The sequence below is a fragment of the Flammeovirga sp. SJP92 genome (assembly GCF_001583495.1).
Lineage (GTDB): Bacteria > Bacteroidota > Bacteroidia > Cytophagales > Flammeovirgaceae > Flammeovirga.
On record NZ_LQAQ01000019.1, the window covers coordinates 157,228 to 184,201 of the forward strand.

Here is a 26,974-nt window from a genome sequence, read left to right on the forward strand (position 1 = left end):
TAGACAAAAAGTATTAAACTACTTTATAATAAGTACAAATTCAGAATTATCTAATACTAATTCTATTTATTGTTTTGCGATTACTTCCTTCAAAAAACTTTTAATAGAACCACTATTAATACGTTTTTTAGCGTTGTACTCACAAAAAATAAATTAGAATTAACTATGATTTATTTTTGACTTAGTACTTAGAGTATTTCAACTTGCTTTACTTTACACACTTACTTCCCAACGTTAATTCAAGTTAAACTATCTAAGATTCTGCTTTTTAACTGTTGGAATGCTAAACGATTTACTTTACTTTCGAAAACTACAGAAAATACTTTCTGCTATTTTATAATACTACAAACGTTTCATTCTTTATGTTTAAAGACCTATCTACATTAAAGTACTTACTTCATTTTTTGTTTTTCATTGGATTATTGTCTTCATGCGACCTCAGTTCTCAGCACGAGGAACAATCAGACCTCACCGTGGAAGATTCATTGATCGTTGAAGTAGACTCTTCTAATTATTTATACAAGATCAATGTAGACAGCTTGATTGTAGAACAAAATGTAGTCAAAAAGAATCAAAACCTTTCGGATATACTTTCGGATAACAATGTAGACTTCCCTACTATTTTTCAATTAGCGAATAATGCCAACCCTGTTTTTGATGTTCGTAAATTAAAAAGAGGAAATGACTATACTTTATTGAAAACCAATGATTCACTGCAATCACTTCAATATTTTATTTATCAGGAAGACCCTATACATTATATAGTTTTTGACCTTTCAGACAGCAACAAAGTTTATACAGGAGATAAGCCAATTACACTTAATAAAAGAGAAGTTTCTGCCTCTATTAATAATTCACTGTATCAATCTTTGATGGACCTTAATGAATCGCCGGTATTGGTTAATGCACTATCAGATGTATTTGCTTGGCAAATTGACTTTTTTCATATTCAGAAAGGTGATGCATTCAAAGTGGTACTTCATGAAAAACTTGTTGACAATAACGTAATTGGTATAGACCACATTGAGGCTGCTTATTTCAAACATCAAGACAGAAAGTACTATGCCTTTGAATACGAATACGAAGGCAAAAAGCAGTTCTTTGATGAGAAAGGAAATAGCCTAAAGAAAGAATTTTTAAAGGCACCACTTCACTTTTCTAGAATTTCATCTTCTTTTTCACGAAGAAGATATCATCCTGTACAAAAAAGATATAAAGCTCATTTAGGAACAGATTATGCTGCCCCTATTGGAACGCCAATTCACAGTGTTGGCGACGGTACAATTGTCGAAGCAAGATATTCAAAATACAATGGTAACTATGTGAAAGTGAGACATAATTCAGTATACACTACTCAATACCTTCACATGTCAAAAATTAAAAAAGGCATCAAAAAAGGGAAGCAAGTACAACAGGGTGATGTGATTGGTTATGTGGGGAAAACAGGGTTAGCTACAGGACCACATCTTTGTTTCAGGTTCTGGAAAAATGGCAAACAGGTAGACCCAAGACAACAGGAGATACCTTCATCTGATCCACTTCCAGATTCTTTACTTTCTTCTTATGAAGCGGTGATCAAACCTATCAAAAAGGATTTGGACAAAATGAAAATTAAGCAACCAGAAATAGATTTAGAAATAGAAAAATATGATCAGGCGATTGACAGTAAGTGATGCTGAAAGTGCATTGGAAATTGTAAAAAGTGTGATTATTAAAATGAGAACAATGGGTATTGACCAATGGGATGAACATTACCCTACACTCAACGATATTCAACAAGATATTGCTAAACAACACGCCTACGGCTTTTTATATGATTATAAATTAGCTGGGTATGTGATTTTCAATCAAGAATATGATGTTGAATACAACGACATTGAATGGTTAAATTCAGGAGATGATTTCCTTGTAATGCACCGTCTTTCTGTGCATGCTGATTTTCAAGGTAAAGGTATAGCAAGACAGCTTGTGAAGTTTGGAGAAGAATTAGCAACCAATTACACTTTGAAATCTTTACGATTTGATGCTTTCACTAAGAACCCAGTTTCAAATTTACTATATGAAAAAATGGGTTATAAAAATGTTGGACATGTGACCTTCAGAAAAGGACTGTTCAATTGTTATGAAAAAATGCTTTAATAAAAAATACCATCATTAGTCCACATTCGAAAGTGTGAACTGATGATGGTATTTTGATATCAGAGTAATTGTAAACTATGAAATAGATGGAATTTCTACAACCTCGTTTACATCTGCATCATAATCTACACCTTCTACTTTGAAACCGAATAGATTAAAGAAATCATCAGAGTATCCTTTAAGGTCTCCAATCTCAGAAAGGTTTTCAGTAGTTGCAATTGCCCAAAGCTTATCTACTTCAGCTTGAACATCCTCACGCATTTCCCAATCGTCAATACGGATTCTTCCTTTCTCGTCCAGTTGCATATCGTCTCCGAAGATACGGTCAGCATACAAACGTTGGATTTGCTCGATACAACCTTCGTGGATTCCTTTTTCTTTCATTGTTTTGTACAATAAAGAGATGTATAAAGGAATAACTGGAATAGCTGAAGAAGCTTGAGTAACCAATGCCTTATTAACAGAAACAACAGCATTACCGTTGATGTCTTTTAATTTCTCAGCAATTTTGAATGAAGTGGCTTCCAAGTCATCTTTAGCAGCACCAATTGTACCTTTTCTGTATACTGGCTCTGTTAATTTTGGTCCGATATAAGAATAAGCAAAAGTCTGACAACCGTCCGCTAAAACACCTGCTTCTTTCATAGCGTCGATCCACATTTCCCAATCTTCACCACCCATTACTTCAACAGTATTGGCAATATCATCTTCATTGGCAGGCTGAATAGTTACTTCAGTAACGTTACCTGTATGGAAGTCAACTGTTTTGTTAGAGAATACATCTCCGATTGGTTTTAAAACCGATTTATGTCTTTTTCCCGTGTTAGGGTTTGTTCTCACTGGAGAAGCTAAACTATAGATTACTAAATCAACTTGACCTAAGTCTTCCTTGATCATATCGATAGTTTGTTGCTTAATTTCGTTAGAGAAAGCATCGCCGTTGATACTTTTTGCATATAAACCTGCTTCAGTTGCTTGCTTTTCAAAAGCAGCACTGTTATACCATCCTGGTGAAGCTGGACGACCTGCTGATGGACCTTTTTCTAAAAATACACCGATAGTTGATGCGCCTGATCCAAATGCACTTGTAATTCTAGATGCTAATCCAAAACCTGTAGATGCACCAATTACCAATACTTTTTTAGCACCGTTAATTTCTCCTTTTGACTTCACATATTCAATCTGATTGATCACATTTTGCTCACATCCTGTTGGGTGTGCTGTCAAACAGATGAAACCTCTAGTTTTAGGTTCAATAATCATTTTTGTTCTTTGTTTAGTTCCGTCATTAAAACGGAAAATGACTTAAAAATAAATGGTCCTATTTTTTGAACTCCCAAAGGTAAATAATTTTTATGATTTATAATTCAGAGCGCTATATATTCCTCAAAACTATAGGATTCTTTAAATAATGAATAATTACTCACTATTTTAAAGTACACTTCAAAGCGTTGTCTAAGATTTAGATGCTTCAATGGATGCAATCACAAACTTAATATCAGCATAGCTGTATCGGTCTCCCAAACTTTCTTTAATCGCTTTCAGAGACATTGATTCTGCCTCCTCCAATTCACCTTCAATAATCAGACGCTTTTTATTGGAGACCACTTCCTTAACATCCACTTTTCCAAGGGCAATCAACTTTGCAAAATGAGTTTCCACACTTGTCACTGACATCCCTCTTTCTTTGGCAATTTCCTCCATAGTCATTCCTTGTCTGAATAGAATATAAGTTTGAATGTGAGTAGCCATTTTTGGCTTTTTTCCTTCGCCTGATTTTGACTTAGGTTTATCATATGACTTTACCTCAGTAGCTTTGTGAGAAATTTTGAAGTCAGGTTTCCCTACGTCATTCTTCTTCAAGTCCTCGTTTTTCTGATATGAAATAATCAAACGTTCGGCACGCATCAATTTCTTAGCATGGTTATAAAACAAGGATAGGTTTCCCTACGTCATTCTTCTTCAAGTCCTCGTTTTTCTGATATGAAATAATCAAACGTTCGGCACGCATCAATTTCTTAGCATGGTTATAAAACAAGGATGACAAAGCTATTAATTCATTCCTATAACCCATCACACCATTTACGCCATCCAAAGAGGTCAACTTATTTTGAATATTGACATGCTCTGCTTTTAATTGTTCATCAAAGTACTTATTGGCTTTACTTACTCTTTCTAATAAATGAAGAATGTAACCTGGTTTTTCCTCTGTGATGGTTTTATGCACTTCATGAATAAACTTATTCCCAATTTTCACTAATTGTTTTACTTTTTCATGAATCTGCTTTGCCCATTCTCTATGAGCTTGCTTCTTTGAAGTTCCACCATCTTTAATATAGGAGGCAACGTGTTCCAGCAACTGTTCAGAAAGAAACTGAAAATCATAGGTACTATATAAGGTATGATAAATGTAGTTTTTACTTTGCTCCTTTAATATAGGAGTCAATTCTTCTACGGTTTGATTGCTTTGTGTAAAGTGACTTAATTGTCTATCAATATCAATCCCTCTAGCGGCAATAGGAGAAGAAAGGACCAATCCTTCCAAACTCGTTAACCTTGATAATGCTACGTAAGTTTGTCCTGCGGCAAAAGCTCTTCCCACATCAATTATAGCCTTATCGAAAGTTAGACCTTGGCTTTTATGCACAGTGATTGCCCAAGCCAAGCGTAATGGATATTGATGGAACTCTCCAATTACTTGTTCTTCAACTTCGTTAGTTTCCTTATTAAGAACGTACTTTTTGTTTTCCCAAATGTAAGGTTCTACATTCACCTCCTCTCCATCATCAAATTGAACATAAACGCTGTCATTAGACAAAGAAGAAACCCTTCCAATTTTACCATTAAAATACCTTGACTCTCCAGAGTAGTCATTTTTTATAAACATGACCTGAGCTCCTTTTTTCAATCTCAAAGTATCTTCATTCGGAAATTGATTTTCACTAAAATCGCCTTCTATTTTAGCATGATATTTAAACTCTTTAGAAGTAATTTTCTGCAACCATCCTTCATTTTTTTCATGTGCAATCTTATTGTGAGTAGTCAGCTGTATATACCCATCTTCCAAAGATTGCTCAAAGTCTGGATCATAAAATGAGTTGAGTACTTTCAAATCATCCGCTGTAATTTTATTTTCTCTGAGATGATTCAATACACCTACAAATAAAGGATCCGATTGTCTGTATACCTTCTCCAACGCAACATGTACCAATGAGGTCTCTTGAAAAACCTTTGCACTGAAAAAGTAAGCGTTATGATAGTATTTTTGAAGATAGAGCCATTCGTCATTTTTCACTACTGGCGGTAATTGTAACATATCACCAATAAATAAAACCTGAACTCCTCCAAAAGCCTCATTTTTTCTTTTGCGAATCAAACGAAGAATAAAATCAATTGCATCCAACATATCTGCTCTCAACATACTGACCTCATCAATGATCAAAAGTTCCATATTTCTCAATATGTCTCGTTTTGATTTTTTCATTGAAAGCTGTTTCAGCAAAGACTTAGGAGTATTGATATGTGCTACCGTTGTTGCTCTTTCATTAAACTGAAGATTTTCATCAGGAATAAAGGCACCAAAAGGCATCTGAAATAAGGAGTGAACTGTTACTCCTCCAGCATTTATAGCAGCGATACCTGTCGGGGCAGCAACCACAACACTTTTGTGTGTTTCTTTTTCAATAGCCCGAAGTAAAGTTGTTTTACCAGTTCCTGCCTTTCCGGTTAAAAAGACATTACAGTTTGTAGTGTTAATGTAGCGAGAAACAAGGTCAGCATGTACATTTTTCATGAATCGTAATTTTATTAATAGGATTGCGATTAAATACAAAAGTTCAATTTCGATAAATTAAAGTAATATTCAAACTGAGACCTTCCTATTAAAAAGAAACCCCATTCTAGCCTTCACTAAAATGGGGTTATATTACTTTCAAAGTGCAGTATTACCAATCTTCATCATCGGCAGGCTGTACCTCTTCTTCTTTTTTCTTTTTGTCCTTTTTCTTCTTTCCAAAGAGACCTTTCTTTTCTTTTTCTTGTTCCTCTCCACCTTCTTCAGTTTCATCATCATCAACCGATGAAACATCACTAGAACCAGTAGAATCATCTGTCAAATCTCCTTCCTCAGCAGTCTCCTCTTTCTTCTTCTTTTTACCAAATAACCCTTTCTTTTCCACCACAATTTCATTACCCAAGGAATCATACTGAGGTAACTGTGATAAAGAGTCGGTTTCATATTTAGCCATTTTGTTGGCATCCTTTCCATCCAAAACGCTCTTTGGGATCATATAATATTTCGGCTTCCAGAGTTCAAACCATTTACGTTCCACCAAATACATAGAATCAGGGACAAGGAAATAGCCCGCACGCATACTGTCTTCCTTCGCCACTCTATCTCCATATTTTTGCATATAAACATAACCGTCATACATCATTGGCGGGAGGGAGTCATTTGTTTCCTCATTAGCCTCATCACTTTTTTGATCTGGTAATTCTTTGGCCACCATGGAATCATCATATCCTGGACCACCAGCAAATAACATATTTTCTAATGAATCAGAAGCTGACACTAAGTAAATACTATCTTCAGGGATAAAATTGATTACAGAATCTTCTGCTGTCAACTCTAATGGATAAGGATTATGCTGTAAACCAATAATATAATTAGGATAATTGGAATGTGCTTTTTTCTTTTCTGAATTAAGAATCTTATCATAAAAACGTCCTCTTGGCTCTACAATACCATTCCACCCTCTTTCTCTTGATGCGAATAACTCTTCCTCTTTAGCCTCAACAGAATCTCTGTCTAAAAAATAGCTGATATAAGATACTTTTCCTCTTACAGTATAAGTTGTATCTCCAAAAGGTACAAAGTAATCATTGACCGTATCAGGAGTAGTTTTCACATAATACAAACTACTTGTATCATCTTTCTGATAAAATGAACTAATATATGCTGGACAAACTTTGGGCACACATCCATCAAATAAGAGCAAGCTAGATAAAAGTGAAATATATAATAAAGTTTGTTTCATATAATTGAATGTATTTTCTAATGAAAACACGAAAAAGAGTATTTAAAGTTAAAAGACGAAATAATTTCAATAGTTAAAACCAAGAAAAATGCTTTTTTACTACTTCACACACTGCTTCATCTCTACCACAACACACAAATTTAGAAATGATTCTAATATTTTTATCATTAGGTTATGAAGGAATAGAAACAGTAAGTAACTCTATTGCAGCATTTAATTGGTAGTAAGTATAAAACCTATTGGGTTGAACACTTATAGTATAAACCTACAAACATATAAAGTGCCAAAAAAAGTAAGTTTCAATTTCAATTGGATCTATTCATGATTTTTTGGTAATTTTGCGGTGTTTAAATATCAATATGAAGTCAATAATTTCAGAAATAAATGTTCTGGTCCGAAAGGAGGTTGCTTTGGAATGGAGGGAACGCTCAAACCTTAATGGACTTTTGTTGTATACAATAAGTACAATATTCGTCTGTTATTTAAGTTTTAACCAACGAAGAGTAGAGTTGTCCCCTATTACTTGGAATACCCTTTTTTGGATCATACAATTATTCACGGCTTTGAATGGTGCATCCAAAAGCTTCACTCAGGAAGCAGGAGGAAGACACTTTTATTACTACCAATTAGTAAGCCCGCAGTCCATTATCTTATCAAAAATTGTCTACAATGCATTACTGATGCTGTTGGTAGCCTTTCTTGGTTTAGGTGTTTATAGTATTGTACTGGGCAACCCTATTCAAGATCCTTGGATGTTTGCCGTATGTGTAGGATTAGGAGCTATCGGTTTTTCGTCTTCCTTGACAATGGTAGCAGGAATTGCTTCCAAAGCTCAAGGTAATAATACACTGATGGCAATTCTGGGATTACCAGCAATTCTGCCAATGATTCTGATGTTGATTAAGGCTTCAAAAAATGCAATTGATGGATTGGCAAGGAGTCAGACCTTGGACGAAATCATGGTTATTTTAGCAATTGATATTATTGTTATTACAGTTTCCTATCTCCTATTTCCTTATCTTTGGAGAAGTTAGATAAAAATTAAATTAAACAGCAATGAAAGGTGCTTGGTGGAAAATCACAGCATTAGTCCTAATGGCTTACACCCTCATAGGAGGACTATTACTGGAAGTCCCTCGCTTAGACATTCTAAACGAAACAATCAGAAACTTATATTTCCACGTTCCGATGTGGTTTGGAATGATCCTCGTGCTTTTAGCATCCATGATTTATTCCATCAAATACTTGAAATCACAGGATTTGAAACACGACCTTTGGGCGGCTGAACTAGCTAATACTGGCATTTTGTTCGGGATCTTGGGTATTGTCACAGGTATGATCTGGGCCAAATTCACTTGGGGGGCCTATTGGAGTGGAGACCCCAAACAAAACGGAGCCGCAGGTGGTTTGATGTTTTACTTTGCGTATGTCATCTTAAGAGGTTCATTTAAAGATGAAGAGCAAAAGGCAAGAATAAGTGCTATTTTCAACATCTTTGCGTTTGCAATCTTTATTCCTCTCATTTTCGTTCTTCCACGTCTTACTGATTCTTTGCACCCAGGTAACGGAGGTAACCCAGGTTTCAATGCGTATGACTTAGACAGTAAGCTTCGTTTGGTATTTTATCCTGCTATCATTGGCTGGACATTACTAGGCGTATGGTTTACAAGTTTGAACGTAAGAATGAGAACGGTTGAAAATCAATTATTAGAAAACGAGTAAATTTATATATAAGATGAAAAAGATGCTTTCAATGATCGCTTTATCATTAATAACAGTGATCAGTGCAATTGCTCAAGATAAAATTCCTATCACATCAGCAGATTATGGAAACAATGGAATTGAGATGGCTGATGTAATGCGTGACAATGGTAAAATCTATGTGGTTGTTGCTGTTATTGCTGCATTATGGGTTGGAATGACTGTTTATCTTTTTATGGTAGATAAAAAGGTAAGCAAGTTGGAAAAAATGGTAGAAGAACAATAAAATATCTAAACACACTATGAAAAAGTCTCATATTTTTGGATTGGTGATCATTGCTGTAATGATCAGTATTCTAGTTGTCACTGCCGGCGATGCGAGTCAATATGTTGATTTCTCTGAAGCGTATAGCTTAGCAGCTGATGGAAATACATCAAAAGTTCACGTAATTGGTGAACTTCAAAAAGATAAAAACGGGAATGTTATTGGCATTGATTACAATCCTGCCAAAGATCCCAATTACCTTGCATTTACTTTAGTTGACGATAAAAACGTGGCTAGAAAAGTAGTTTGCTACTCTCCTCCAGCTTCTATGAGAGATTTTGAGAAATCTGAAAAAGTAGTAGTAATCGGCAGAGCGAAAGGCGAAGGTCAAGAATTCTTAGCAAGTGAAATTTTAATGAAATGCCCTTCTAAATACGAGGAAACTCAATTATAATATTTCATTCTAGACATAAAAAATCCCTTCCGAACCAAACCGGAAGGGATTTTTTTATTTAAACTTTCTCTAATTGTGCTGCTTTATTCAATCTTGAAAGATCTTTTGCTTTAGCACTTGTAAAGGAAAGAAGATAATCTGCTAATGTATCATCGTCCAATCGAGTCCTGTCAATCACTGTATCATAGGTCTCAGAGTTTCCTTTTTGAACATGTTCTAAGAAATCATTTCTTAGCTTACTAAACTCCAGCATTTTCAATTTAGCATCATTATAGTTCAAATTATGGTTCTTCATAATTTCAGCCACTCTAAACTGATAAGTGCTATTAATTTTTATTCTTAAGGCATTTTTGAGCATCGAGGCAAAATGTCCACCTCCTCTACCCAAAATCACTACGTTACCTCTTTCAAAGTAAGTGTGCATTATAGCTTCCAATGCTGAAGTTAAATGCCCGTCTAATTTATTATAATTTTTACCGAAAGAGTGAATCAATTGTTCTACGAATCCTTTTTTTTCAAAAGGAACGTACTCTTCTATGTCTTTATAAGAGACTTTTAATTTTTCAGAAAGATCATGGATTACTGTAGTGTCAATGAGTTTCCAAGGTTGATCATTAAGGTTGAAACCTATTTTCTGATCATTCAATTTTTGCACTAATTTTTCTCCAACATCTCTTACCCCAGATCCGTATTCTCTAGAGATTGTTACAATCATTCCTTTTGAATAAGGATGCTTTTTTAGTTTTTTCCTAAACTGTAACTCGATGTTTTTAATTAGCTGAGAATAGATATTTGCGTCCATGACAGTAGTGTTTTATAGGTTAAAGATTTATTAACTGTAATATAAACACTTATGATTAAATTTACGTTGACGCCTATCACCAAAACCAAATGACTAGAAGAAAGATAAATGAAAACGGGTGTTTTAATACTAATTTCTGATACTGAACTTGATAGATTCAAAAATACAGTCCGAAATTATATTAAAACACCCGAATAAATTTGTTCAATCCTTTAGATTCAAACTACTCAGAACTCATTGTTTCTGCCGCTGTGATCAATAAAGAAGAGCTGATTCTTTTCTTAAAGTTTGGATTGATGTACTCAAAATTAATCTCACCATTCTGACGTACAAAAAAGACAGCAGGAACTGGCAACATACGGTGAGTTCCACCTGTTGTCATTACAATATCCATCCCTAGATTGGTGTATTTACTGAACTCTTTATCATTCAGTTCAAAAGCCAACCCGAAGCTTTTAGCAGCAGTCATATCACTATCTGACAACAATGAATAATTCATCATGTGTTTATCATAAGTAAGTGACAGGTGTTCTGGCGTATCTGGAGATATGGCAATAATCTGATACCCTATACTAACAAGGTAGTCAGATACTTCGCCTAGTCCAGAAAGCTGTCGATTACAATAAGGGCACCATCCCCCTCTGTAAAAAATCAGGATTGTTGGTTTCTTGTTCATCTCTTTTTTGAGATTCACTTCATTTCCATCTACATCACGAAGCATAATATCCTTTGGGATATACTCTCCAATCAATAACGGTGAAATGTCATTGGCACTTGCTGGTACTTTTTGGGCAGACACATTCATTGCGGCAGCACCAAAAAATAAAATAAAAATGGCCTTTAATAATAGGTTTGAATTGAGGTTTGGGAAATACATTTGATAATCAAGCATAATTGTTTAATAGTCAGAGTGTTTTAATTAGAAAGGAGGCAATGAAAATTTAAACAAATCAGGTACTAAAATGTTTAGACATAATAGCCAAATAAGAATAAAAACATTACATCATACATCACTTAACAAGATAAATTTAATACTTCAGTGCACCTTTAACGAAAAAACATTCTAGTTCATTGAGGATAATAAATGGTACATATCATTCATTTTTTGTTAATTTATGAAAAACTCGTCTAAACACTTCTATTTTTGTTCTATATCTCTAAAAAAAGTAATTTTTCAGAGTTGATTACATTTTTATATCTTATGAGAACTCTTTCTGTTCACATTATATTTTTGCTCATTACATTATTTAGTACTTCATTTATTTATGGTCAATCTACAACAAATGACAGTACCCATATTCATGGGTTCGTAAGAGATATTAATGATAAAATAACGGGAAGTGTATTTCTATCCAATTCAAAACTCACACTCCTATTCAATAATTTTCCACCAAAAAACTGGTGGGATAATGATGCTTTGATACGTAGAGATCGTCCGAAAGATGTGATCTACGTTCCCAATAATAGTTATTTGGTGGGCCTAGGTGTCAGCTTTGGAAACCTCGGCATCAGAGCCAGTATTCAAACACCTATTTCTGAATACGATGAAGACCTTTATGGAAAATCGAGTGTATTCCGTTTGAGAGTAGATGGTTTTGTGAAGAAGTGGTATTTGGATGCCGAATATTATCGGTATACGGGTTTTACCGATACCAATGTGGCTATTTATGATAGTACATGGAACAGACCTCAAAAGCTGATCAGGGATGACATCATCACACGTTCAATCAATCTTCACGCCGTTCGGTTCTCTAACAAAAAGTTCAGCTATAAAGCTATTTTCAAACAGAAGGAGATTCAAATGAAGAGTGCTTTCACCACTTATTTCAAAGCAAGATACCGATCGGAAAATTACAACGCAGCAGCTCCTTTCCTTCCTCCATTGGCAAGAAATCCCGAATCGAAATTTGGTACAATGAGCAGGCTTGTGATGAATGACCTCACAGTACTAGGAGGAGGTGCCGGTGCACTTGTCTGGCGAGGCTTCTATTTTGGAGCCATGGTTGGAGTAGGTATGGGAGTACAGCACCAAAATTATACATTGGCAGATCAGACAGGCACAAGGTACGCTTTCTTACCAGCGTTGGATACAAAAGCCTCTGCGGGATACAATACCCAAAGGATGTTCATCACTTTATCACTCAATACAGAAATTACCTACAGTGTGCTTCCATCTATTGTTGATCAGGAATTTTTGGCCATCAGTTACTTTACCAACTTTGAAATCAATTGTGGCTACCGCTTCGATATGGGACCCCGCCTGAATCAAACTGTCAATTGGGCCAACCACTTTATCAAAACTACCTTTGAGATGGTGATAGGAAAGCACAACAAAAAAAATAAGGAACAAGATTAGCCCTGTTCCCTATCCAATATAACCAAGTAAAATTTATTTTGTTCTCTGTTGAGTATCTCAATTAAAAAGAGCCTCTTAGTTTATAAGTATCAGCTACTTTTGTAATGGCCACCATATAAGAGGCAATCCTTAGAGATACATTGTGTTTTTCTGCAATACTAAAGACTCTTTCAAAAGCTTCTTTCATAATACGGTCACTTCTTCTGTTTACTCTGTCGCGAGTCCATTTGTAACCTAAACGGTTTTGAACCCATTCAAAATAAGACACCGTAACTCCACCAGCATTTGCAAGAATATCTGGTACTACCACCACTCCTTTTTCATGTAGAATTTTATCCGCTTTAGCACCTGTTGGTCCATTGGCTCCTTCCACAATCAATTTGGCTTTGATAGCATCTGCATTTTTGATATTGATCACATCTTCCTTTGCTGCTGGCACCAAAACATCAACTTCTAGTTCCAGTAATGCGTCATTTGAGATTTTCTCACCACCCGTAAAACCTTCTAATGTTTTATAAGTCGCTCTATATTCACTTGCTTCTCTCAAATCAATTCCATCAGGGTTATAAAACGCTCCTGTATGATCTGAGATTGCAGTAATTCTTAATCCTTTTTGAGCAAGAAGTTTAGCGGCGTTGCTTCCAACATTACCAAAACCTTGAATTGCAGCTGTAGCTCCATTAGGGTTAATTTTCATCTTTCGCAATGCTTCCATTGCAGAAACCATCACTCCCCTACCTGTTGCTTCGACTCTGCCTAACGAACCTCCTAAGACCAACGGTTTACCCGTAACAACTGCCTGAACTGTCTTTCCTTGTGCTTTAGAATATTCATCCATAATCCAAGCCATTTCCTGAGGACCTGTTCCCATATCAGGAGCAGGAATATCAATATCAGGACCAAAGATCTCATACATTTTTACAGTGTAAGCCCTTGTCAATCTTTCCAGCTCACCTTTAGACATATTCGCCGGATCACATTTGATTCCGCCTTTTGCTCCACCATAAGGAATATCTACAACGGCACATTTCCATGTCATCCATGCCGCCAATGCTTTCACCTCATCGAGGTTTACATCCATATCATAGCGAACACCACCTTTTGAAGGCCCTAAAGTGTTGGAGTGAATTACTCTATATCCTTCAAATACTTTTTTATGACCATCATCCATTACAATGGGCAATGAGACAATCACTTGCTTTGCAGGACTTTTTAAAACTTCATAAGTTTCTAAATCTAACCCAAGCTTTTCTGCAGCGATATTGAATCGCTCCATCATAGACTCAAATGGATTCTCTTTGTCAGTAATTGGTGCAGGTTCAATGTACCCCATCTTATGTATTTTATGTGTAAATATTACGTTTATTAATGCAAATACCTTAAAAAGGATTCAAATAACCAAATATTTTGTTCAATTTGATGGAATAATAATCCGTAATCATTTTATAATCAAATGGATATTTTATCATTCAGTATACTGACGGTTGCTGTAAGACAAGCAAGTAAGGAAAAAATATTGCTGGGTTTCTTTACGATTTAAATTAGAAGTAATTTTTTTAGTTCCTGTATGGATAAAGTGATTTTCATACCAATGACTTAATCCTCCATTCATGTATTTTTCTACATCGTTGGCAGGAGAATAATCTTTATATACCATCACTTCGCAATCATCTTTGTATTCTAAACGATCAGAAATTTTATAGAAAAAGCTATCCCTGCTCACATGTACAAAAGCCACTTTCTTATGGTCGGCATAGGCTTGTACTGATTCAACGGGCAGATTATTTTTTAAACTTCGAGCTGAATAAGTATTATCCCATTGCATTTTACCTGTTTCAGGATCAAAACCACAAGCAATCACCCTTTTGTATCTACACTCTAATGGAAAAGGATTCCCGCCAGGCAACTTGTCTACATTTAACGCATAAGGAATATATTCTCCTTTCTTTACAATCTGATTTTCATAATCCTGTACAAACCGCTTGGGCGTTGGTACGTCTGCTTTTGAAAAGAAACTTTCAGTGGTATATTTTGCATCACTTGTAAACGGATAAACATAATCCATTTCTTCCATTACAAAAACGATCTGTCCATTCATAAACTGCAATTCATGTTCTTGAAGAGTCAGGTGCTGTGGTATTACCTTATTTCGTTCTCTTTTATTCTCAAACTTTGTCTTAATCTGCTCCTGTTCTTTTTCAGGCAAGTGACTATTGAAATTGTTGAAAAACAGGAAATCATAAAATTTAGGCCTCAAGCGATAACTGTTTTTACCAACAGCCATAGTATAAACGCCTTGCACATCCTCTTCATAACTTCCCAAACCATATGTTCCTATTATCATCAATTCACCTCTAGAGTTATGATAAGGTCTAAAAGTCAAGTAGTTATAATCTCTTTGAATTTCCTCAAAATACTGTTTATCCAAACGTCCATCCACGGTGTAATCATTGATATAAACACCTCTGTGCTCACTCGACATTTCCGCTTTTATAACCACAGTAAGAAGGTCGGCATCATGATCCCATTTCATGCATACCACACCACCTTTTAGTTGGTTGATTGAAGGTAATATCGTTCTTTTTCCACTTTCTAAATTCCATCTGGAAACAAAAGGACGTGTATCAGCAGCACCGCCAAGGAAACAGATATTGTCTTCTATTTCAAAATAATCCACTGTCATCTTTTCTACATTTCTGTAAAAGAAAACCTTGTGTGAACCATCGTCCAATCGAATTCTTAAAACTTGATAGGCTCTTTTGCTTGAACGCATCAAATAATAAGCGTATTTGTCGTCAAAATCTTCAGAAATAAAATCTCCATAATGTGTAAGATTAATCGTCTTTACCCACTTTTTTTGGAAATTGGATTTGATGTAGGTGACTTCTAGCTCAGAAATGATATGCTTTTTTTCTCCTGCATATCTATTTCTCAATACAATCAAGCCATTGTCACCCATTGGATTGATGTGGTAATTACCATCATATTCGTGAAGCATTGGGAACTTGATTGTATTTTCTTCAAAAGTTTGTGAATGACAGTCAATTGGGAAATTTAATGTCAAAATGAAAATTAGGAGTAAATAAAATTTTGTTTTCATGAGATGAGATAGTTGATAAAGGGTAGTAACTAGGTAGAAATGAGATCTAGAAAATAATACTTTCTAATCCTATTTTTTGAAATAAAGCGTACTTTTGTTGAACCCTAATTTGCTCGATTTTTTATTAGAAGCATTATGATTAGAATCCTATAATTCAGGGCTATTGACAAACTCTATCATTTGAGAAATGAAAACCATGATGTATGCATCGTTTTCTTTCTAATGTAATGAAACATAAATTAAGAATCCATTTTGAAAACCTCACAAGTTAAAGAGTTAAATACCAATCACTTAACAAAGAAACTTTCTATCAGAGTAAGCTTTCTTTTAATTATCCTATTTCAGGTAATATTGGTGATTAAATTTTTATTTCCTTACAATCCTAAAACTACTTATGGCCAAATTGTTTTGTCTTCTGAAAAAAATATTATTGGAGCTACATTAAACAGTACTGATAAATGGAGATTACATATTGAAAATGACAGTATCTCAAACTTTTTTAAACAAGCCATAATTGAAAAAGAAGATCAATGGTTTTATTATCACTGTGGTGTTGATCCTTTTGCCATTGGCAGAGCTTTTTTTGATAACATCACAACAGGTAAGAGAACTTCAGGCGCGTCTACAATTAGCATGCAGGTGATTCGGCTTTTGGAACCTAATGAAAGAACCTACTGGAATAAGCTGATTGAAATCTTTAAAGCTATTCAGTTGGAAATTACTTTTTCGAAAGAAGAAATTCTCAACCTATACCTTAACCTAATTCCTTTTGGAGGAAATGTTGAAGGCATTTATTCCGCTTCGTTATTGTACCTCCAAAAAAAACCAATTTTATTGAGCCCTGCAGAAGCCACACTTTTGTCCATTATTCCTAACCGTCCTACCTCTTTAGCCATCAACAGTTCTAAAACACAACTTAAAAAAGAAAGAAACAGATGGTTAAAAAAGTATTATGAAATGGGACTTTTCAATGAGAATACCTTAAATACCGCATTGACAGAGCCTATTTATTTTCAGAGAAAGAACATTAACAACCTCACTCCTCACTTAAATCAGAGATTGTATAATGAACACCCGCTTCAACTCACATTTCCCACAAGCATTAATGAAAAAATACAAATCCGTTCACAAAAAATAGTCAAAAATTATTCTAGAGTTATTCAATCTTATGGCATTCAAAATGCAGCTGCAGTAATTATTGACAATAAATCGCATCAGATTATAGCATACATTGGATCACAGGACTTTGAAGACGATCAATATTCAGGGCAAGTGGATGGCGTAAAAGCGGTAAGATCACCAGGAAGTACATTGAAGCCTCTTGCCTATGGAATGGGCTTCGATAAAGGATTAATCACTCCTCAACAAATGATTTTGGATGTCCCGAGTGATTTCGGCACATACAGTCCAATGAATTATGATCAAAAATTCAGAGGAAGTCTAACAGTGAAAGAAGCACTTACACAATCATTGAATATTCCTGCTGTTGCATTAGTGGAGAAAGTTGGTGTACATGATTTCATTCAAAAACTGACACTTGCAGAATTTTCAACTATTCAAAGTCAGCAGAAAAGGCTTGGTTTATCTACTGTTTTGGGAGGATGTGGTGTAACTTTAGAAGAGTTAGCTAAATTATATTCAGCTTTCGCCAATCAAGGAATTTATTATAGCATATCACCAGTCTATCAAACGAATCAAAACGAGACTGAAATCATAAGTAAGGAAAGTGCATTTATGATCAGGGAAATTTTAAGTACACTGAAAAGGCCCGACTTACCCAATAATCCTCAAAACAGTATTAATGTACCTAAAATTGCATGGAAAACCGGTACATCTTACGGCCGTAAAGATGCTTGGAGTATTGGTTACAATTCAAAATATACAGTGGGAGTTTGGTGTGGCAATTTCTCCAATGAAGGCGTGCAAGAACTAACAGGAGCCGAGATTGCTACTCCTTTGTTATTCAGAATATTTAGAAGCTTATATTCTTCTAATAATGTACAACAAGAAGAAGTTGAAGTTCCTGATAATTTATTTAAAAGAAATGTTTGTGCTGTTTCGGGGATCATACCCAATACTTTTTGCGATCATCAAGTAGAAGACTGGTATATTCCTTTAGTTTCCTCATCAAAAAAATGTACTCATAAGAAAATTGTATTTGTGCATCCTGATGAGAAATTCTCGTACTGTTCTGAATGTCTGCCACACAATGGCGGTTATATCAAAAAAAGTTATCCAAATCCGCCAGAAACATTAACACAATATTATATCGATGAAAAAATACCATTCCCATTTGCACCACCTCATAACCCTGCGTGTCAGAGTCTGATTTCAGGAAATCCGCCAGAAATTGTTTCTCCAATTGACGGAAGAACTTATTATGTATCTCAATCCAATGCTGAATTGGAATTGAAGGCCATTACTTCCAATGATGTCGACTATGTATTTTGGTATATAAATGATAAATTCAAAGGAAAAATCAATAAAAGAGAAACATTCTTCTACAAACCTTCACCAGGAAAAAATAAGATTTCTTGTAGTGATGATAAAGGTAGAAATACCGATATTTCTATCTTTGTAAAATAAGTTTCAAAAACTTACACTCTTTAGAACTCAAAACTTCTTAAAAAGTAATACGCGTTTACATTATATGATCGAACTTGCAGGACTTATCGGGTTGGGATTTTTTGCACAGTGGCTTGGTTGGAGAATCAAGATTCCTGCAATCTTACCACTTATTTTAATTGGTCTATTGGTGGGGCCTTTCTCCACTTTTTTCACATCCGATGGCTCAAAATTTATCGATGGAGATAAGATTTTCCATGGAGATCTATTGTTCGATGTGGTGAATCTTTCTGTAGGTCTGATACTTTTTGAAGGAGGAATGACATTGAAACTCAAAGAAACCAAAAACATAGGCAATGTTATTTGGCGATTATTGTTCTTTGGTACATTTATTACATTGATTGGCGGAGCCATTGCCACACATTATATAATGGGGATCAGTTATAGAATTGCTTTTCTTTTTAGTGCCTTGATTATTGTAAGTGGACCAACAGTAATTGGGCCTTTATTGAGAAATGTAAAGCCTAATGCTAGAATTAATACCATTTTAAAATGGGAAGGAATATTGATTGACCCTGTTGGAGCATTGACTGCCATTTTGATATTTGATTTTATTCTTTCTGGGCAACCCAATGAGTTATTTACATTTTTTGCTTTGAAAGGTTTTGTATTGCTAGCACTTTCTGGATTGATTTCAGGAGGAATTGCCGCCTTTATTACGACCAAAGTACTAAACCAGAGGTTATTGCCGGATCACCTTAAAAATACAGTTATACTTGGTTTTGTAATTGCCACTTTCGCTTTTTCGGATCTATTACATGCCGAATCTGGTTTGCTTGCTGTAACTGTTTACGGTATGATACTAGCCAATTCCAAAGTAGCATCCATCAAATCCATTTTATCATTCAAAGAAGATGTAACACTTATTCTGATTTCATTTCTCTTTGTAATGTTGTCATCAAGAATGAATATCAGTGACTTTGAAGCGCTGGCCAACTTTCATAGTGTGGTGTTATTCATTGTCATTATCTTTGTTTTGAGACCATTGGTAGTACTTTGCAGTACTTTGGGACCCTCATTAACTTGGAAAGAACGAATTTTTATTTCCTATATTTCTCCAAGAGGTATTGTAGCGGCGGGTGTTGCCTCATTATTCACCTTAAAATTAACACAAGGAATTGCTCCAATCACAGAAGCTCAAGTAGAAGAAGCTAAACTATTGCTTCCTCTTACCTTCATGATCATTATCGGCACTGTCATTCTTCAAGGCTTAACGGCTAAGCCTTTTGCAAAGCTATTGAAAGTAACACGACAAGAACCCAACGGAATATTATTCCTTGGTGCGAGTGAAGTCGGACTTTTCATTGCCAAGATCTTACAACAATATCACATCCCTGTAATGGTATCTGATACCTCAGAACAAAATTTAAGAGAAGCCAAAAGACATAGAATACCTATATATGAAGGAAGTATTTTATCAGATGGAGCCATAGAAAACGTAGATTTTTCTGCCTATGGCCAACTTTTTTCAACCACTTCCAATAATGAAATAAATATTTTAGGTAATAGAACAATTTCCTCAGAACTGGGTATGAATAAGGTATTCCGTTTAGCCTCAAAAATGGAAGTAGAAATGCACACCCTTCAAAAACCCCAGCATTTACTTTTCAGAGGAAAATATGATTTTATTGGATTGAGTACCTTAATCCGTAGAAAGCATCAGGTAAAACATATGAAAATTCAAAAGACTATGGACCAAGAAGAAAGCATAGACTTTTTGGATCAACTTGATTTACCGGTGTTTATCATCCATGAAAATAGTTATGTAACTCCAGTAACCGATTCTCTAAATGAGATCAATGAAGGAGATGAAATTGTCTATATTAAGTTTAATGAATAACAAATCATTGAATATTAGGTTAATTAAACCTAAAATATTTTGAATAATTTTTCTCTAACATTATTTATGTAAATAGTAAGCGGTACTGTGATGATATCGTAAAAGTGAGTTTGAAGTACGTGATGAAAAAGAGAGTCGCTATTGATATAGGCAATACTTTAATGAAAGTTGGATTCTTTCAAGACAACGAATTGAAAGATGTTTGTGTCTTTAAAGAGGAAGTAGAACTTATAAAAGCATTAAAAGACTTCTCTTGTGAATGTATTGGTATAGCAAATGTGGGCAAAATTGAAAATAATTTGGTCCAAGAACTAGAAAAAGAGTTTGATGTTGTTATTATTACATCAGATTTGAAATTACCGTTCATCAATCGTTACGCAACTCCTAGAACGTTGGGTGTAGATCGAATTGCAGCAGTTGTTGGTGCAATGTCTGTTTTCCCCAATGAGAACTGTCTTATTATTGATATCGGCACTTGTGTCACTTATGATTTCATCAATTATAAAAACGAATATTTAGGCGGTGGAATATCACCTGGAATAAATATGAGATTAAAAGCAATGCATTCATTTACGGCTAACTTACCTCTTTTGGATTGGGAAGGCTCTGAAGTCGATCTGATCGGCAACAGTACTGACAACTGTATGTTGTCTGGAGCAGTAAATGGAATCGTGGCTGAAATTGATGGGATTATTCGCCAATATGAGGCAAAATTTGGTAGAATTAATAATTTACTATGCGGTGGAGTTGCAAATACTTTTGAATCTAAATTAAATTCAAGCATCTTTGCAGACCGAAATTTGGTTCTCAAGGGAATCGACAGTATCCTGAGATTACATGTATAGACGTATTAATCATATCATTCTTACTTGCCTCTCAATTTTTGCGTTCACTACAACAGCTTTAGCGCAAATAGGCAATTCTCCTTTTACAGCATTAGGAGTTGGAAATCCTGTAGATGCAGCCTCTGTCCGAAATAAAGGTATGGGCTATACAGGTGTAGGTTTAGCGAGTTATGGACACTCCAATTTGCTCAACCCTGCTACATTAACTTACAACAACTTGACACTCTTTGAGATTGGTATGTTTACCGAACAAAGAACGTTGACTGCTGAAAATCAAACACAGGCTGATTACGGTGGAGGTTTAAGTTATATGACTTTCGCATTTCCGGTGAGTCAGAGATGGACGATGGGTGTAGGCTTCAAACCTTACACTGTGGTGGGATATAAATTCTCACAAGCAGATACCCTAAGTATCCCTGTAAACGGTCAAATGACGCCAGCCAAATATTATGGCATTCAAAATGAAGGTAGAGGCGGTATTAACCAAGTTTACTTTTCAAATGCTTACCGTATAGCAAAAGGATTGTCAATTGGTCTTGAACTAGGATATAATATTGGCATTATAGAAAGAAATACAAAAACCGAACTTCTTGATGGTTCAAGTGATTTTATCTCAGCGAGAGGTATTCGTTTAAACTACAGAGGTTTGATTTATAAGCCAGGAGTTTACTACTCTCATCATTTTGGAGCAAAAGAAAAAGGCTCTAGAGTAAACTTTGGTGCAACATATACGTTTGAACAACAAATCAATGTAAAACGTTTAGAAGACATTCAGACTCGTTCTACTACTGATTTAATTTTAAATAGAGATACTATTATTGTTGATCAATCACAAAGAGCAACAATGCCTGAAGAATTTGCTGTCGGGCTGAGTTATGAATTGGTGGGTAAATTGGCAATAGCAGTAGATTATAAGCAACAAAACTGGTCTAAATTTGTTGATTATGATGGAAGATCTCAATTAGAAGATTCCTATAAAATTGGAGTTGGCGTTGAGTACACTTCCAATTATTTGTCAACAAAGTATTTAGACAGAATCACATATAGAGGTGGTTTCTCTTTTGGAACCTCTCCTTATGAGCCCTATGGGGCTGGAAAAAAGCTTAAAGAATATTTAGTGACGGCTGGTATTGAATTCCCGATGGGCTTTTCATCCCTATCTGTCTCTGGACAATATGGGTGGGTAGAATCAGATATTCAGAACAGCAACACTTTCGAGGATCGTCACTATCAATTAAATATAGGTGTAACAATCAACGATCGCTGGTTTGTAAGGCGAAAAATCAACTAATCAATCGGATTTTCAAAAATGAATAAGTTAGCAACCTTTCTATTAGGACTAATGTTTGTAGCAGGAATTGCTCAAGCACAAGATGAAGGAACAGAGGCCGAAAAGGACAATGGTTTAACCGAACAAAATGCTGCTGATGGTAGCGTGAAAAAAGGATGTGATGCAAGAGGGTATTGCTGGGGTGAAAATGTAGAAGAGACTAAGTCGAAATACACTTTCTTCTCTGATAATATGAAGGCAAAAAATTATGGTCAGGAAACACTTGATGCATTTAATTATTTATACACAAATGCTCCTTATATCCATAAAAACTTATACATCTACGGTCTAAAATTATACAAGTCTCTTGTTACTACTGAAACAAAGAAAAAAGACGCAGCAGATAAAGATTTGATCGTAAAGTATGAGGACATGGTGCTTAAGCTTTATGATGAAAGAGGTAAGTATTTCGGTCAAGCTGAAAAGTGGGAATCAGAAAAAGGTAAATACCTTTACAGATATGTAAAAGATCGTCCTGATTTTGATGAGAAACTTGCTGATTACTATGCTTTCTACAGAAAAGTTGCGGATAGAGATGGTGTTAAAACTGACGATTCAAACATGTCTGCATATGTTGCAATCGTAGCTAAATTGCACATTGCATACAAAAAAGCAGTTCAAGGATTCAACAAAGATCCTAAGACAAAAGCTCAAAAGTCAGCTATCTTGACTGCCAACTCAGTAATTGCAAACAAAGATGGCAAGTATACTGATGATCAAATCAAAGAGTATACTGCTAAAAAAGTAGCTGCTGAAAAAGAATTAGAAAACCTTGAAACTCAATTCGAAACTAACGACCCTGAGTTCAAAAAATACAAGGCTTTCAACGAAAACTGGTTAATGGACGAGTATGACTTCGTTTCTGAAATTGCTGGTAAAAACGTTGAATCAGCTACTGCTGCTAAAAAAGACAAAGAAGTGAAGTCTTGGACACGTATCCAAACTATGGCTGATAAGTACATCATGGGTATGTTAGATATTGACTGTGACTTTATCAACGACAAGTTAGGTGCTAAGTTCAAAGCTGATCCTTCTGATCTTGCTACGGCTAAGAAAATCTTCGGTTACTCTATCCGTAAGAAATGTACTGACGGTCCTTACTTCTTAGATGCTGCTTTAGTAGTATTTGAAGCTGACCCTCAAGCTGCAATGGCAAGTGTAATTGCTGGTCAATACATCAAAAGAGATGACGTAGACAAAGCAATCGAGTGGAAAGAAAAAGCGATTGAATTATATGCTGAGGATCCAACTAAACAAGCTGAGACTTCAATTGACCTTGCTAAGTTATACAACAAAAAAGGTTTAAAAACTCAAGCTCGTGCTCAAGCTTACAAAGCAGTCGAGTTTGATAGCGAAATCTCAAAAGAAGCTTATACTTTCATTGGTGACCTTTACATGGGTTCTTACAAGCAGTGTTTCGAGTCTTCAAATGACAACGTTCACGAAAGAGCTTGTTACTTAGCGGCATATGATATGTATGCTAAAGCAGGTGCTTCATCAAAAATGGCTGCTGCTCAAAAGCAATTCCCTTCTAAATCTGATGTATTTACATTAGCTGCAAAAGGTTATGCTGAAGGTAAAGCATTACAAATTGGATGTTGGATTGGTGGATCAACTACTTTAAGAGTTCGTCCATAGTTTCAATAGACATTGAAAATATATCAAGCCTCATACTTCTCAAGTATGGGGCTTTTTTATTGACTCTACTAACTGATATGAAATGAAAAATTTACTATTTATTACTTTTTTCGGTCTACTCTTGATGGGCTGTAAAAACACTTCGGATAAAGTTACTGTGACTTGGAATATACAATTAAACCATCCCATAGAGAAAGAGGTTTACATTGTAGGAAATCAAGACTTCTTAGGTTACTGGAATCCAAATCAGGTCAAAATGAAAAAAGTGAACGAGCTGAATTGGACTTTTAGCCATGAAGTTGAACCTCAAAAGCTTCTTGAATTTAAATTCACTCAGGGAGATTGGAAATATCAAGCGGCAAGTAAAAATGGTATTGAAAGAAATAATGATGAATTTCTAGTTCCAGAAAAAGATACTACATTTCACTTAGTTATTGAGAAATGGACCGATGGGGAAGAAAAAAACACACAAGGACAGATCACAGGAGAAGTTCGATATCATAAAAATTTCCATATTGATGGGATTTTAGACCGAGATATTATTGTTTGGTTACCACCATCCTATCACAAAAACAATAATAAAAGATATCCTGTTCTTTATATGCATGATGGACAAAATATCATTGATCCTAAAACATCTTCTTTTGGAGTAGATTGGCAAGTAGATGAAACAGTCGATAGCTTAATCAAAAAAGACCTGCTCAAAGAAATTATTATTGTGGGGTCTTATTGCACTTCTGACAGAACTGAAGATTATGGAGATACCTCAAAAGGTAGAATATACCGTAAATCAATCGCTATTGACTTGAAAAACTTTATTGACAATAACTACAGAACGAAACCAGAAAAGGAAAATACAGTAGTTGCAGGCTCTTCGATGGGGGGATTGGTTAGTTTCATGATTGTATGGGAGTATCCTGATCTATTTAAAGGGGCAATTTGTATGTCTCCTGCATTTAAATACGAGGATTTTGATTTTATAGAAAGCATACGAAAAGACAACAAAAGGGAAATTTTACTTTACATTGATAATGGAGGTAAGCAAGTAGATAGAGTACTTCAGGAAGGTGTAGATAAAATGTCAACTTTCTTAAAAGAAATAGGCTTTAAAGAGAACAAAGATCTTCATATTATTATTGAAAAAAGCGCTGGACATTCTGAAAGTGACTGGGCAAAGCGTTTTCCATATGCTATTTCATTGTTTTTTTAAGAAATAATAAGTTTCAAATCAAACAATTAACCCTTTTATTACCTTAATTTTGTAATGGAAGGGTATTCCTTTAATTACCCTTTTCGTGCTTAGAATTCATTACAATCAAAAAATATAAGGAACATGAAAAAGTATTTTCTACTGCTCATCCTTTCATCCTTTTGTTTTTCTCAAAGTTTATATTCACAGAACTACAGAACCAATCAAAAATTATTAGCCGAGAAAGAGAATCAACTACAAAGTTTACAAAAGGAGTTCAGTATCGACTCTGTATCTTTCAAAAGTCTGATTTATGGTTTGGAAAGAGAAATCAGAAGTATAGAAAACGAAAGAGACTCAATACATCAGTACCTTTCCTCTGCAGTCCCTATCAATAGTGCTGTTGGCATTTTCAAAAAAGACATTAGTATTACCAATAAGGTAGACAAAAAAGATTATTATTTTGATGAAGGAGAAACGGTGCTACTGATCAATCATTCCCACCACACTTATACTTTCCAAACTGACAAAGGTCTTCAGTTTACTATCAATAGAAAGTATATTAAACCTATGGAAGGTAAAAAGAAAACAACTTCCTTAATTGCACAGTACCAAAATAAGCTAGAGGACTATAATGAGCTTGTAGCTTCACATCCTACAAAGGAATGGTACCAATATGATATCAATAGAATTAGAAAAGAAATCGATAATTATCAATCTCAATACGATCAGATGTTTGATGAGATTGAAATTTTGAAAAAAGAAATTATTGAACTTAAGGACATTCTAAAAATGAAAACAACAATTTAGAATAGTTTTGATACAACAAAGGCTACCAAAATAATGGTAGCCTTTTTTCGTAAAATTAATTATTCGATTAATTGTAGGTAAATTATATGAGTGTGTTACTTGAACAAATTTTTCTTGAGTGTATAGTTCAAGTTGGTCAATAATTGAATTGGTCAGTATGTATGCAAAATTTTATTCTATTACTGAAAATGAATCAGTGTATTTTTTACCATCTAATTCAAGTTCAATCATATATATTCCAGAAGGGAAGTCTTTTAATTCATATTTAGTATGTTTTTTGGCTCCAGCTAGAAATTTGTTAGAATAAATTGTCTCACCATATTCATCCATTAATTTCAGCTTCACAAAGCCTTTTATTTTTGTATCAAGCATTAAGTATAGATCCTCATCCTTAACTGCTACTTCAAATTTTTCTTGTTGAGAAGTCAGAGTATAATTCATCATAATTGCCGTTTTGGAAGGAGTCACAAAAAACTCACGGGTCATTATTTTATCTTCAAACTTCATTTGAAAAATAAACTTTCCAACAGGAAGCGATTTCAAATTAATATCTTCTCTAACTTTTCCTGTAGAAACTATTGTTTTCTCATGGTATATATTGCCTTCTTTATCAGATATTCTAAAGTTAATTTCTTCTCCGTTTAAATCTTCAAATATTAAACTTACAGCCTTACCATTTAAGGAAGCCTTAAAAAAATAAGAGATTCCATTAAATGGTAGATAAAAATCATTTGCTAAAGCTGTAATGCTAGATAACGATACAATAAATAATGCGCTTAAGATGATTAGTTTTTTCATAATATTTAGAGTGATTAGTGGGAAATAATAGTAGTTGTCTGCAATG

General features: G+C 34.8%; 23 protein-coding genes. 14 read left to right on the top strand and 9 right to left on the bottom strand.

Annotation, left to right across the window (positions count from 1 at the left end; genetic code table 11):
* Window positions 1-362: 362 nt before the first annotated feature.
* Both AVL50_RS05830 and AVL50_RS05835 read left to right on the top strand, forming a co-directional pair.
* Window positions 363-1,673 (top strand): peptidoglycan DD-metalloendopeptidase family protein, encoded by a 1,311-nt coding sequence (locus AVL50_RS05830; protein WP_062615548.1) that lies wholly within the window; start codon window positions 363-365, stop codon window positions 1,671-1,673.
* On the top strand, window positions 1,648-2,139 hold the full coding sequence (locus AVL50_RS05835; RefSeq protein ID WP_063850563.1) for a GNAT family N-acetyltransferase: 492 nt from the start codon (window positions 1,648-1,650) through the stop codon (window positions 2,137-2,139). The genes AVL50_RS05830 and AVL50_RS05835 overlap by 26 nt, the downstream gene beginning before the upstream one ends.
* Before the next feature lie 75 nt (window positions 2,140-2,214).
* Here AVL50_RS05835 and fabV read toward each other — a convergent pair whose 3' ends face one another.
* From fabV to AVL50_RS05855, 4 genes are all read right to left on the bottom strand, one after another.
* A complete protein-coding gene (fabV, locus tag AVL50_RS05840; protein WP_062615550.1) occupies window positions 2,215-3,402 on the bottom strand; it encodes an enoyl-ACP reductase FabV in 1,188 nt (395 codons plus the stop codon).
* Window positions 3,403-3,594: 192 nt separating this feature from the next.
* Complete coding sequence (locus AVL50_RS05845) at window positions 3,595-4,047, bottom strand: helix-turn-helix domain-containing protein (protein WP_157491165.1); 453 nt, start codon at window positions 4,045-4,047, stop codon at window positions 3,595-3,597.
* A gap of 16 nt (window positions 4,048-4,063) precedes the next feature.
* Entirely contained in the window at window positions 4,064-5,932 is a 1,869-nt protein-coding gene (locus AVL50_RS05850; RefSeq protein ID WP_062615552.1) for an ATP-dependent RecD-like DNA helicase, read from the bottom strand.
* A 151-nt stretch (window positions 5,933-6,083) separates the two neighbouring features.
* On the bottom strand, window positions 6,084-7,175 hold the full coding sequence (locus AVL50_RS05855; RefSeq protein WP_062615553.1) for a hypothetical protein: 1,092 nt from the start codon (window positions 7,173-7,175) through the stop codon (window positions 6,084-6,086).
* 359 nt (window positions 7,176-7,534) lie between these two features.
* On the opposite strand from AVL50_RS05855, the gene AVL50_RS05860 reads away from it, so the two are divergent.
* From AVL50_RS05860 to AVL50_RS05875, 4 genes are read left to right on the top strand one after another with little or no spacing between them, the layout of a single operon-like run.
* On the top strand, window positions 7,535-8,209 hold the full coding sequence (locus AVL50_RS05860; protein ID WP_062615554.1) for a heme exporter protein CcmB: 675 nt from the start codon (window positions 7,535-7,537) through the stop codon (window positions 8,207-8,209).
* A 22-nt stretch (window positions 8,210-8,231) separates the two neighbouring features.
* A complete protein-coding gene (gene ccsA, locus AVL50_RS05865) occupies window positions 8,232-8,897 on the top strand; it encodes a cytochrome c biogenesis protein CcsA (protein ID WP_062615555.1) in 666 nt (221 codons plus the stop codon).
* Window positions 8,898-8,910: 13 nt separating this feature from the next.
* Window positions 8,911-9,162, top strand: coding sequence for a CcmD family protein (locus AVL50_RS05870; RefSeq protein ID WP_062615556.1), 252 nt, complete (start codon window positions 8,911-8,913; stop codon window positions 9,160-9,162).
* A gap of 16 nt (window positions 9,163-9,178) precedes the next feature.
* Window positions 9,179-9,595, top strand: coding sequence for a cytochrome c maturation protein CcmE (locus AVL50_RS05875; protein WP_062615557.1), 417 nt, complete (start codon window positions 9,179-9,181; stop codon window positions 9,593-9,595).
* A gap of 58 nt (window positions 9,596-9,653) precedes the next feature.
* Here the strand turns inward: AVL50_RS05875 and AVL50_RS05880 are convergent, their stop codons facing one another.
* The gene (locus tag AVL50_RS05880; RefSeq protein ID WP_062615558.1) at window positions 9,654-10,397 is read right to left on the bottom strand and encodes an AAA family ATPase; all 744 of its coding nucleotides are present in this window, start codon (window positions 10,395-10,397) and stop codon (window positions 9,654-9,656) included.
* Window positions 10,398-10,620: 223 nt separating this feature from the next.
* Window positions 10,621-11,289 carry a peroxiredoxin-like family protein gene (locus AVL50_RS05885; protein ID WP_062615559.1) on the bottom strand — a complete coding sequence of 223 codons (669 nt, stop codon included), beginning with the start codon at window positions 11,287-11,289 and terminating at the stop codon, window positions 10,621-10,623.
* Between the two features lie 339 nt (window positions 11,290-11,628).
* Here AVL50_RS05885 and AVL50_RS05890 point away from each other — a divergent pair, with 339 nt between their 5' ends.
* Window positions 11,629-12,753, top strand: a complete 1,125-nt coding sequence (locus AVL50_RS05890; RefSeq protein ID WP_172826773.1) for a DUF4421 family protein — start codon at window positions 11,629-11,631, stop codon at window positions 12,751-12,753.
* A gap of 61 nt (window positions 12,754-12,814) precedes the next feature.
* Here the strand turns inward: AVL50_RS05890 and AVL50_RS05895 are convergent, their stop codons facing one another.
* Together AVL50_RS05895 and AVL50_RS05900 are read right to left on the bottom strand one after the other, a co-directional pair.
* Window positions 12,815-14,086 (bottom strand): Glu/Leu/Phe/Val dehydrogenase, encoded by a 1,272-nt coding sequence (locus AVL50_RS05895; RefSeq protein ID WP_062615561.1) that lies wholly within the window; start codon window positions 14,084-14,086, stop codon window positions 12,815-12,817.
* A 132-nt stretch (window positions 14,087-14,218) separates the two neighbouring features.
* Entirely contained in the window at window positions 14,219-15,853 is a 1,635-nt protein-coding gene (locus tag AVL50_RS05900; RefSeq protein WP_062615562.1) for a hypothetical protein, read from the bottom strand.
* Between the two features lie 354 nt (window positions 15,854-16,207).
* Here AVL50_RS05900 and pbpC point away from each other — a divergent pair, with 354 nt between their 5' ends.
* The 7 genes from pbpC to AVL50_RS05935 all read left to right on the top strand — a co-directional run bounded on the left by pbpC (window position 16,208) and on the right by AVL50_RS05935 (window position 26,130).
* Window positions 16,208-18,439 (top strand): penicillin-binding protein 1C, encoded by a 2,232-nt coding sequence (gene pbpC, locus AVL50_RS05905; RefSeq protein ID WP_172826774.1) that lies wholly within the window; start codon window positions 16,208-16,210, stop codon window positions 18,437-18,439.
* 64 nt (window positions 18,440-18,503) lie between these two features.
* Window positions 18,504-20,318, top strand: a complete 1,815-nt coding sequence (locus AVL50_RS05910) for a sodium:proton antiporter (RefSeq protein ID WP_062615564.1) — start codon at window positions 18,504-18,506, stop codon at window positions 20,316-20,318.
* A 122-nt stretch (window positions 20,319-20,440) separates the two neighbouring features.
* Complete coding sequence (locus AVL50_RS05915; RefSeq protein WP_063850565.1) at window positions 20,441-21,163, top strand: type III pantothenate kinase; 723 nt, start codon at window positions 20,441-20,443, stop codon at window positions 21,161-21,163.
* Window positions 21,156-22,454, top strand: coding sequence for an OmpP1/FadL family transporter (locus AVL50_RS05920; RefSeq protein WP_062615566.1), 1,299 nt, complete (start codon window positions 21,156-21,158; stop codon window positions 22,452-22,454). Before AVL50_RS05915 ends, AVL50_RS05920 begins: the two co-directional genes overlap by 8 nt.
* A gap of 18 nt (window positions 22,455-22,472) precedes the next feature.
* The gene (locus AVL50_RS05925; protein ID WP_157491166.1) at window positions 22,473-24,131 is read left to right on the top strand and encodes a hypothetical protein; all 1,659 of its coding nucleotides are present in this window, start codon (window positions 22,473-22,475) and stop codon (window positions 24,129-24,131) included.
* A gap of 82 nt (window positions 24,132-24,213) precedes the next feature.
* Window positions 24,214-25,341: an alpha/beta hydrolase-fold protein gene (locus AVL50_RS05930; RefSeq protein WP_063850567.1), complete on the top strand. Its 1,128-nt coding sequence runs from the start codon at window positions 24,214-24,216 to the stop codon at window positions 25,339-25,341.
* 123 nt (window positions 25,342-25,464) lie between these two features.
* Complete coding sequence (locus AVL50_RS05935; RefSeq protein ID WP_062615569.1) at window positions 25,465-26,130, top strand: hypothetical protein; 666 nt, start codon at window positions 25,465-25,467, stop codon at window positions 26,128-26,130.
* A 171-nt stretch (window positions 26,131-26,301) separates the two neighbouring features.
* Here the strand turns inward: AVL50_RS05935 and AVL50_RS05940 are convergent, their stop codons facing one another.
* Window positions 26,302-26,928: a hypothetical protein gene (locus tag AVL50_RS05940; RefSeq protein ID WP_062615570.1), complete on the bottom strand. Its 627-nt coding sequence runs from the start codon at window positions 26,926-26,928 to the stop codon at window positions 26,302-26,304.
* Window positions 26,929-26,974: the final 46 nt, after the last annotated feature.

Excerpts from the sequence above, each read along its gene's own strand:
- AVL50_RS05850 (WP_062615552.1), bottom strand. The coding sequence starts at position 5,932 with ATGAAAAATGTACATGCTGACCTTGTTTCTCGCTACATTAACACTACA.
- AVL50_RS05940 (WP_062615570.1), bottom strand. The coding sequence starts at position 26,928 with ATGAAAAAACTAATCATCTTAAGCGCATTATTTATTGTATCGTTATCT.
- AVL50_RS05900 (WP_062615562.1), bottom strand. The coding sequence starts at position 15,853 with ATGAAAACAAAATTTTATTTACTCCTAATTTTCATTTTGACATTAAAT.
- AVL50_RS05875 (WP_062615557.1), top strand. The coding sequence starts at position 9,179 with ATGAAAAAGTCTCATATTTTTGGATTGGTGATCATTGCTGTAATGATC.
- AVL50_RS05910 (WP_062615564.1), top strand. The coding sequence starts at position 18,504 with ATGATCGAACTTGCAGGACTTATCGGGTTGGGATTTTTTGCACAGTGG.
- AVL50_RS05885 (WP_062615559.1), bottom strand. The coding sequence starts at position 11,289 with ATGCTTGATTATCAAATGTATTTCCCAAACCTCAATTCAAACCTATTA.
- AVL50_RS05930 (WP_063850567.1), top strand. The coding sequence starts at position 24,214 with ATGAAAAATTTACTATTTATTACTTTTTTCGGTCTACTCTTGATGGGC.
- AVL50_RS05845 (WP_157491165.1), bottom strand. The coding sequence starts at position 4,047 with ATGCGTGCCGAACGTTTGATTATTTCATATCAGAAAAACGAGGACTTG.
- AVL50_RS05925 (WP_157491166.1), top strand. The coding sequence starts at position 22,473 with ATGAATAAGTTAGCAACCTTTCTATTAGGACTAATGTTTGTAGCAGGA.
- AVL50_RS05880 (WP_062615558.1), bottom strand. The coding sequence starts at position 10,397 with ATGGACGCAAATATCTATTCTCAGCTAATTAAAAACATCGAGTTACAG.
- ccsA (WP_062615555.1), top strand. The coding sequence starts at position 8,232 with ATGAAAGGTGCTTGGTGGAAAATCACAGCATTAGTCCTAATGGCTTAC.
- AVL50_RS05920 (WP_062615566.1), top strand. The coding sequence starts at position 21,156 with ATGTATAGACGTATTAATCATATCATTCTTACTTGCCTCTCAATTTTT.
- AVL50_RS05855 (WP_062615553.1), bottom strand. The coding sequence starts at position 7,175 with ATGAAACAAACTTTATTATATATTTCACTTTTATCTAGCTTGCTCTTA.
- AVL50_RS05895 (WP_062615561.1), bottom strand. The coding sequence starts at position 14,086 with ATGGGGTACATTGAACCTGCACCAATTACTGACAAAGAGAATCCATTT.
- AVL50_RS05830 (WP_062615548.1), top strand. The coding sequence starts at position 363 with ATGTTTAAAGACCTATCTACATTAAAGTACTTACTTCATTTTTTGTTT.
- AVL50_RS05935 (WP_062615569.1), top strand. The coding sequence starts at position 25,465 with ATGAAAAAGTATTTTCTACTGCTCATCCTTTCATCCTTTTGTTTTTCT.
- fabV (WP_062615550.1), bottom strand. The coding sequence starts at position 3,402 with ATGATTATTGAACCTAAAACTAGAGGTTTCATCTGTTTGACAGCACAC.
- AVL50_RS05835 (WP_063850563.1), top strand. The coding sequence starts at position 1,648 with ATGATCAGGCGATTGACAGTAAGTGATGCTGAAAGTGCATTGGAAATT.
- AVL50_RS05915 (WP_063850565.1), top strand. The coding sequence starts at position 20,441 with ATGAAAAAGAGAGTCGCTATTGATATAGGCAATACTTTAATGAAAGTT.
- AVL50_RS05860 (WP_062615554.1), top strand. The coding sequence starts at position 7,535 with ATGAAGTCAATAATTTCAGAAATAAATGTTCTGGTCCGAAAGGAGGTT.
- AVL50_RS05870 (WP_062615556.1), top strand. The coding sequence starts at position 8,911 with ATGAAAAAGATGCTTTCAATGATCGCTTTATCATTAATAACAGTGATC.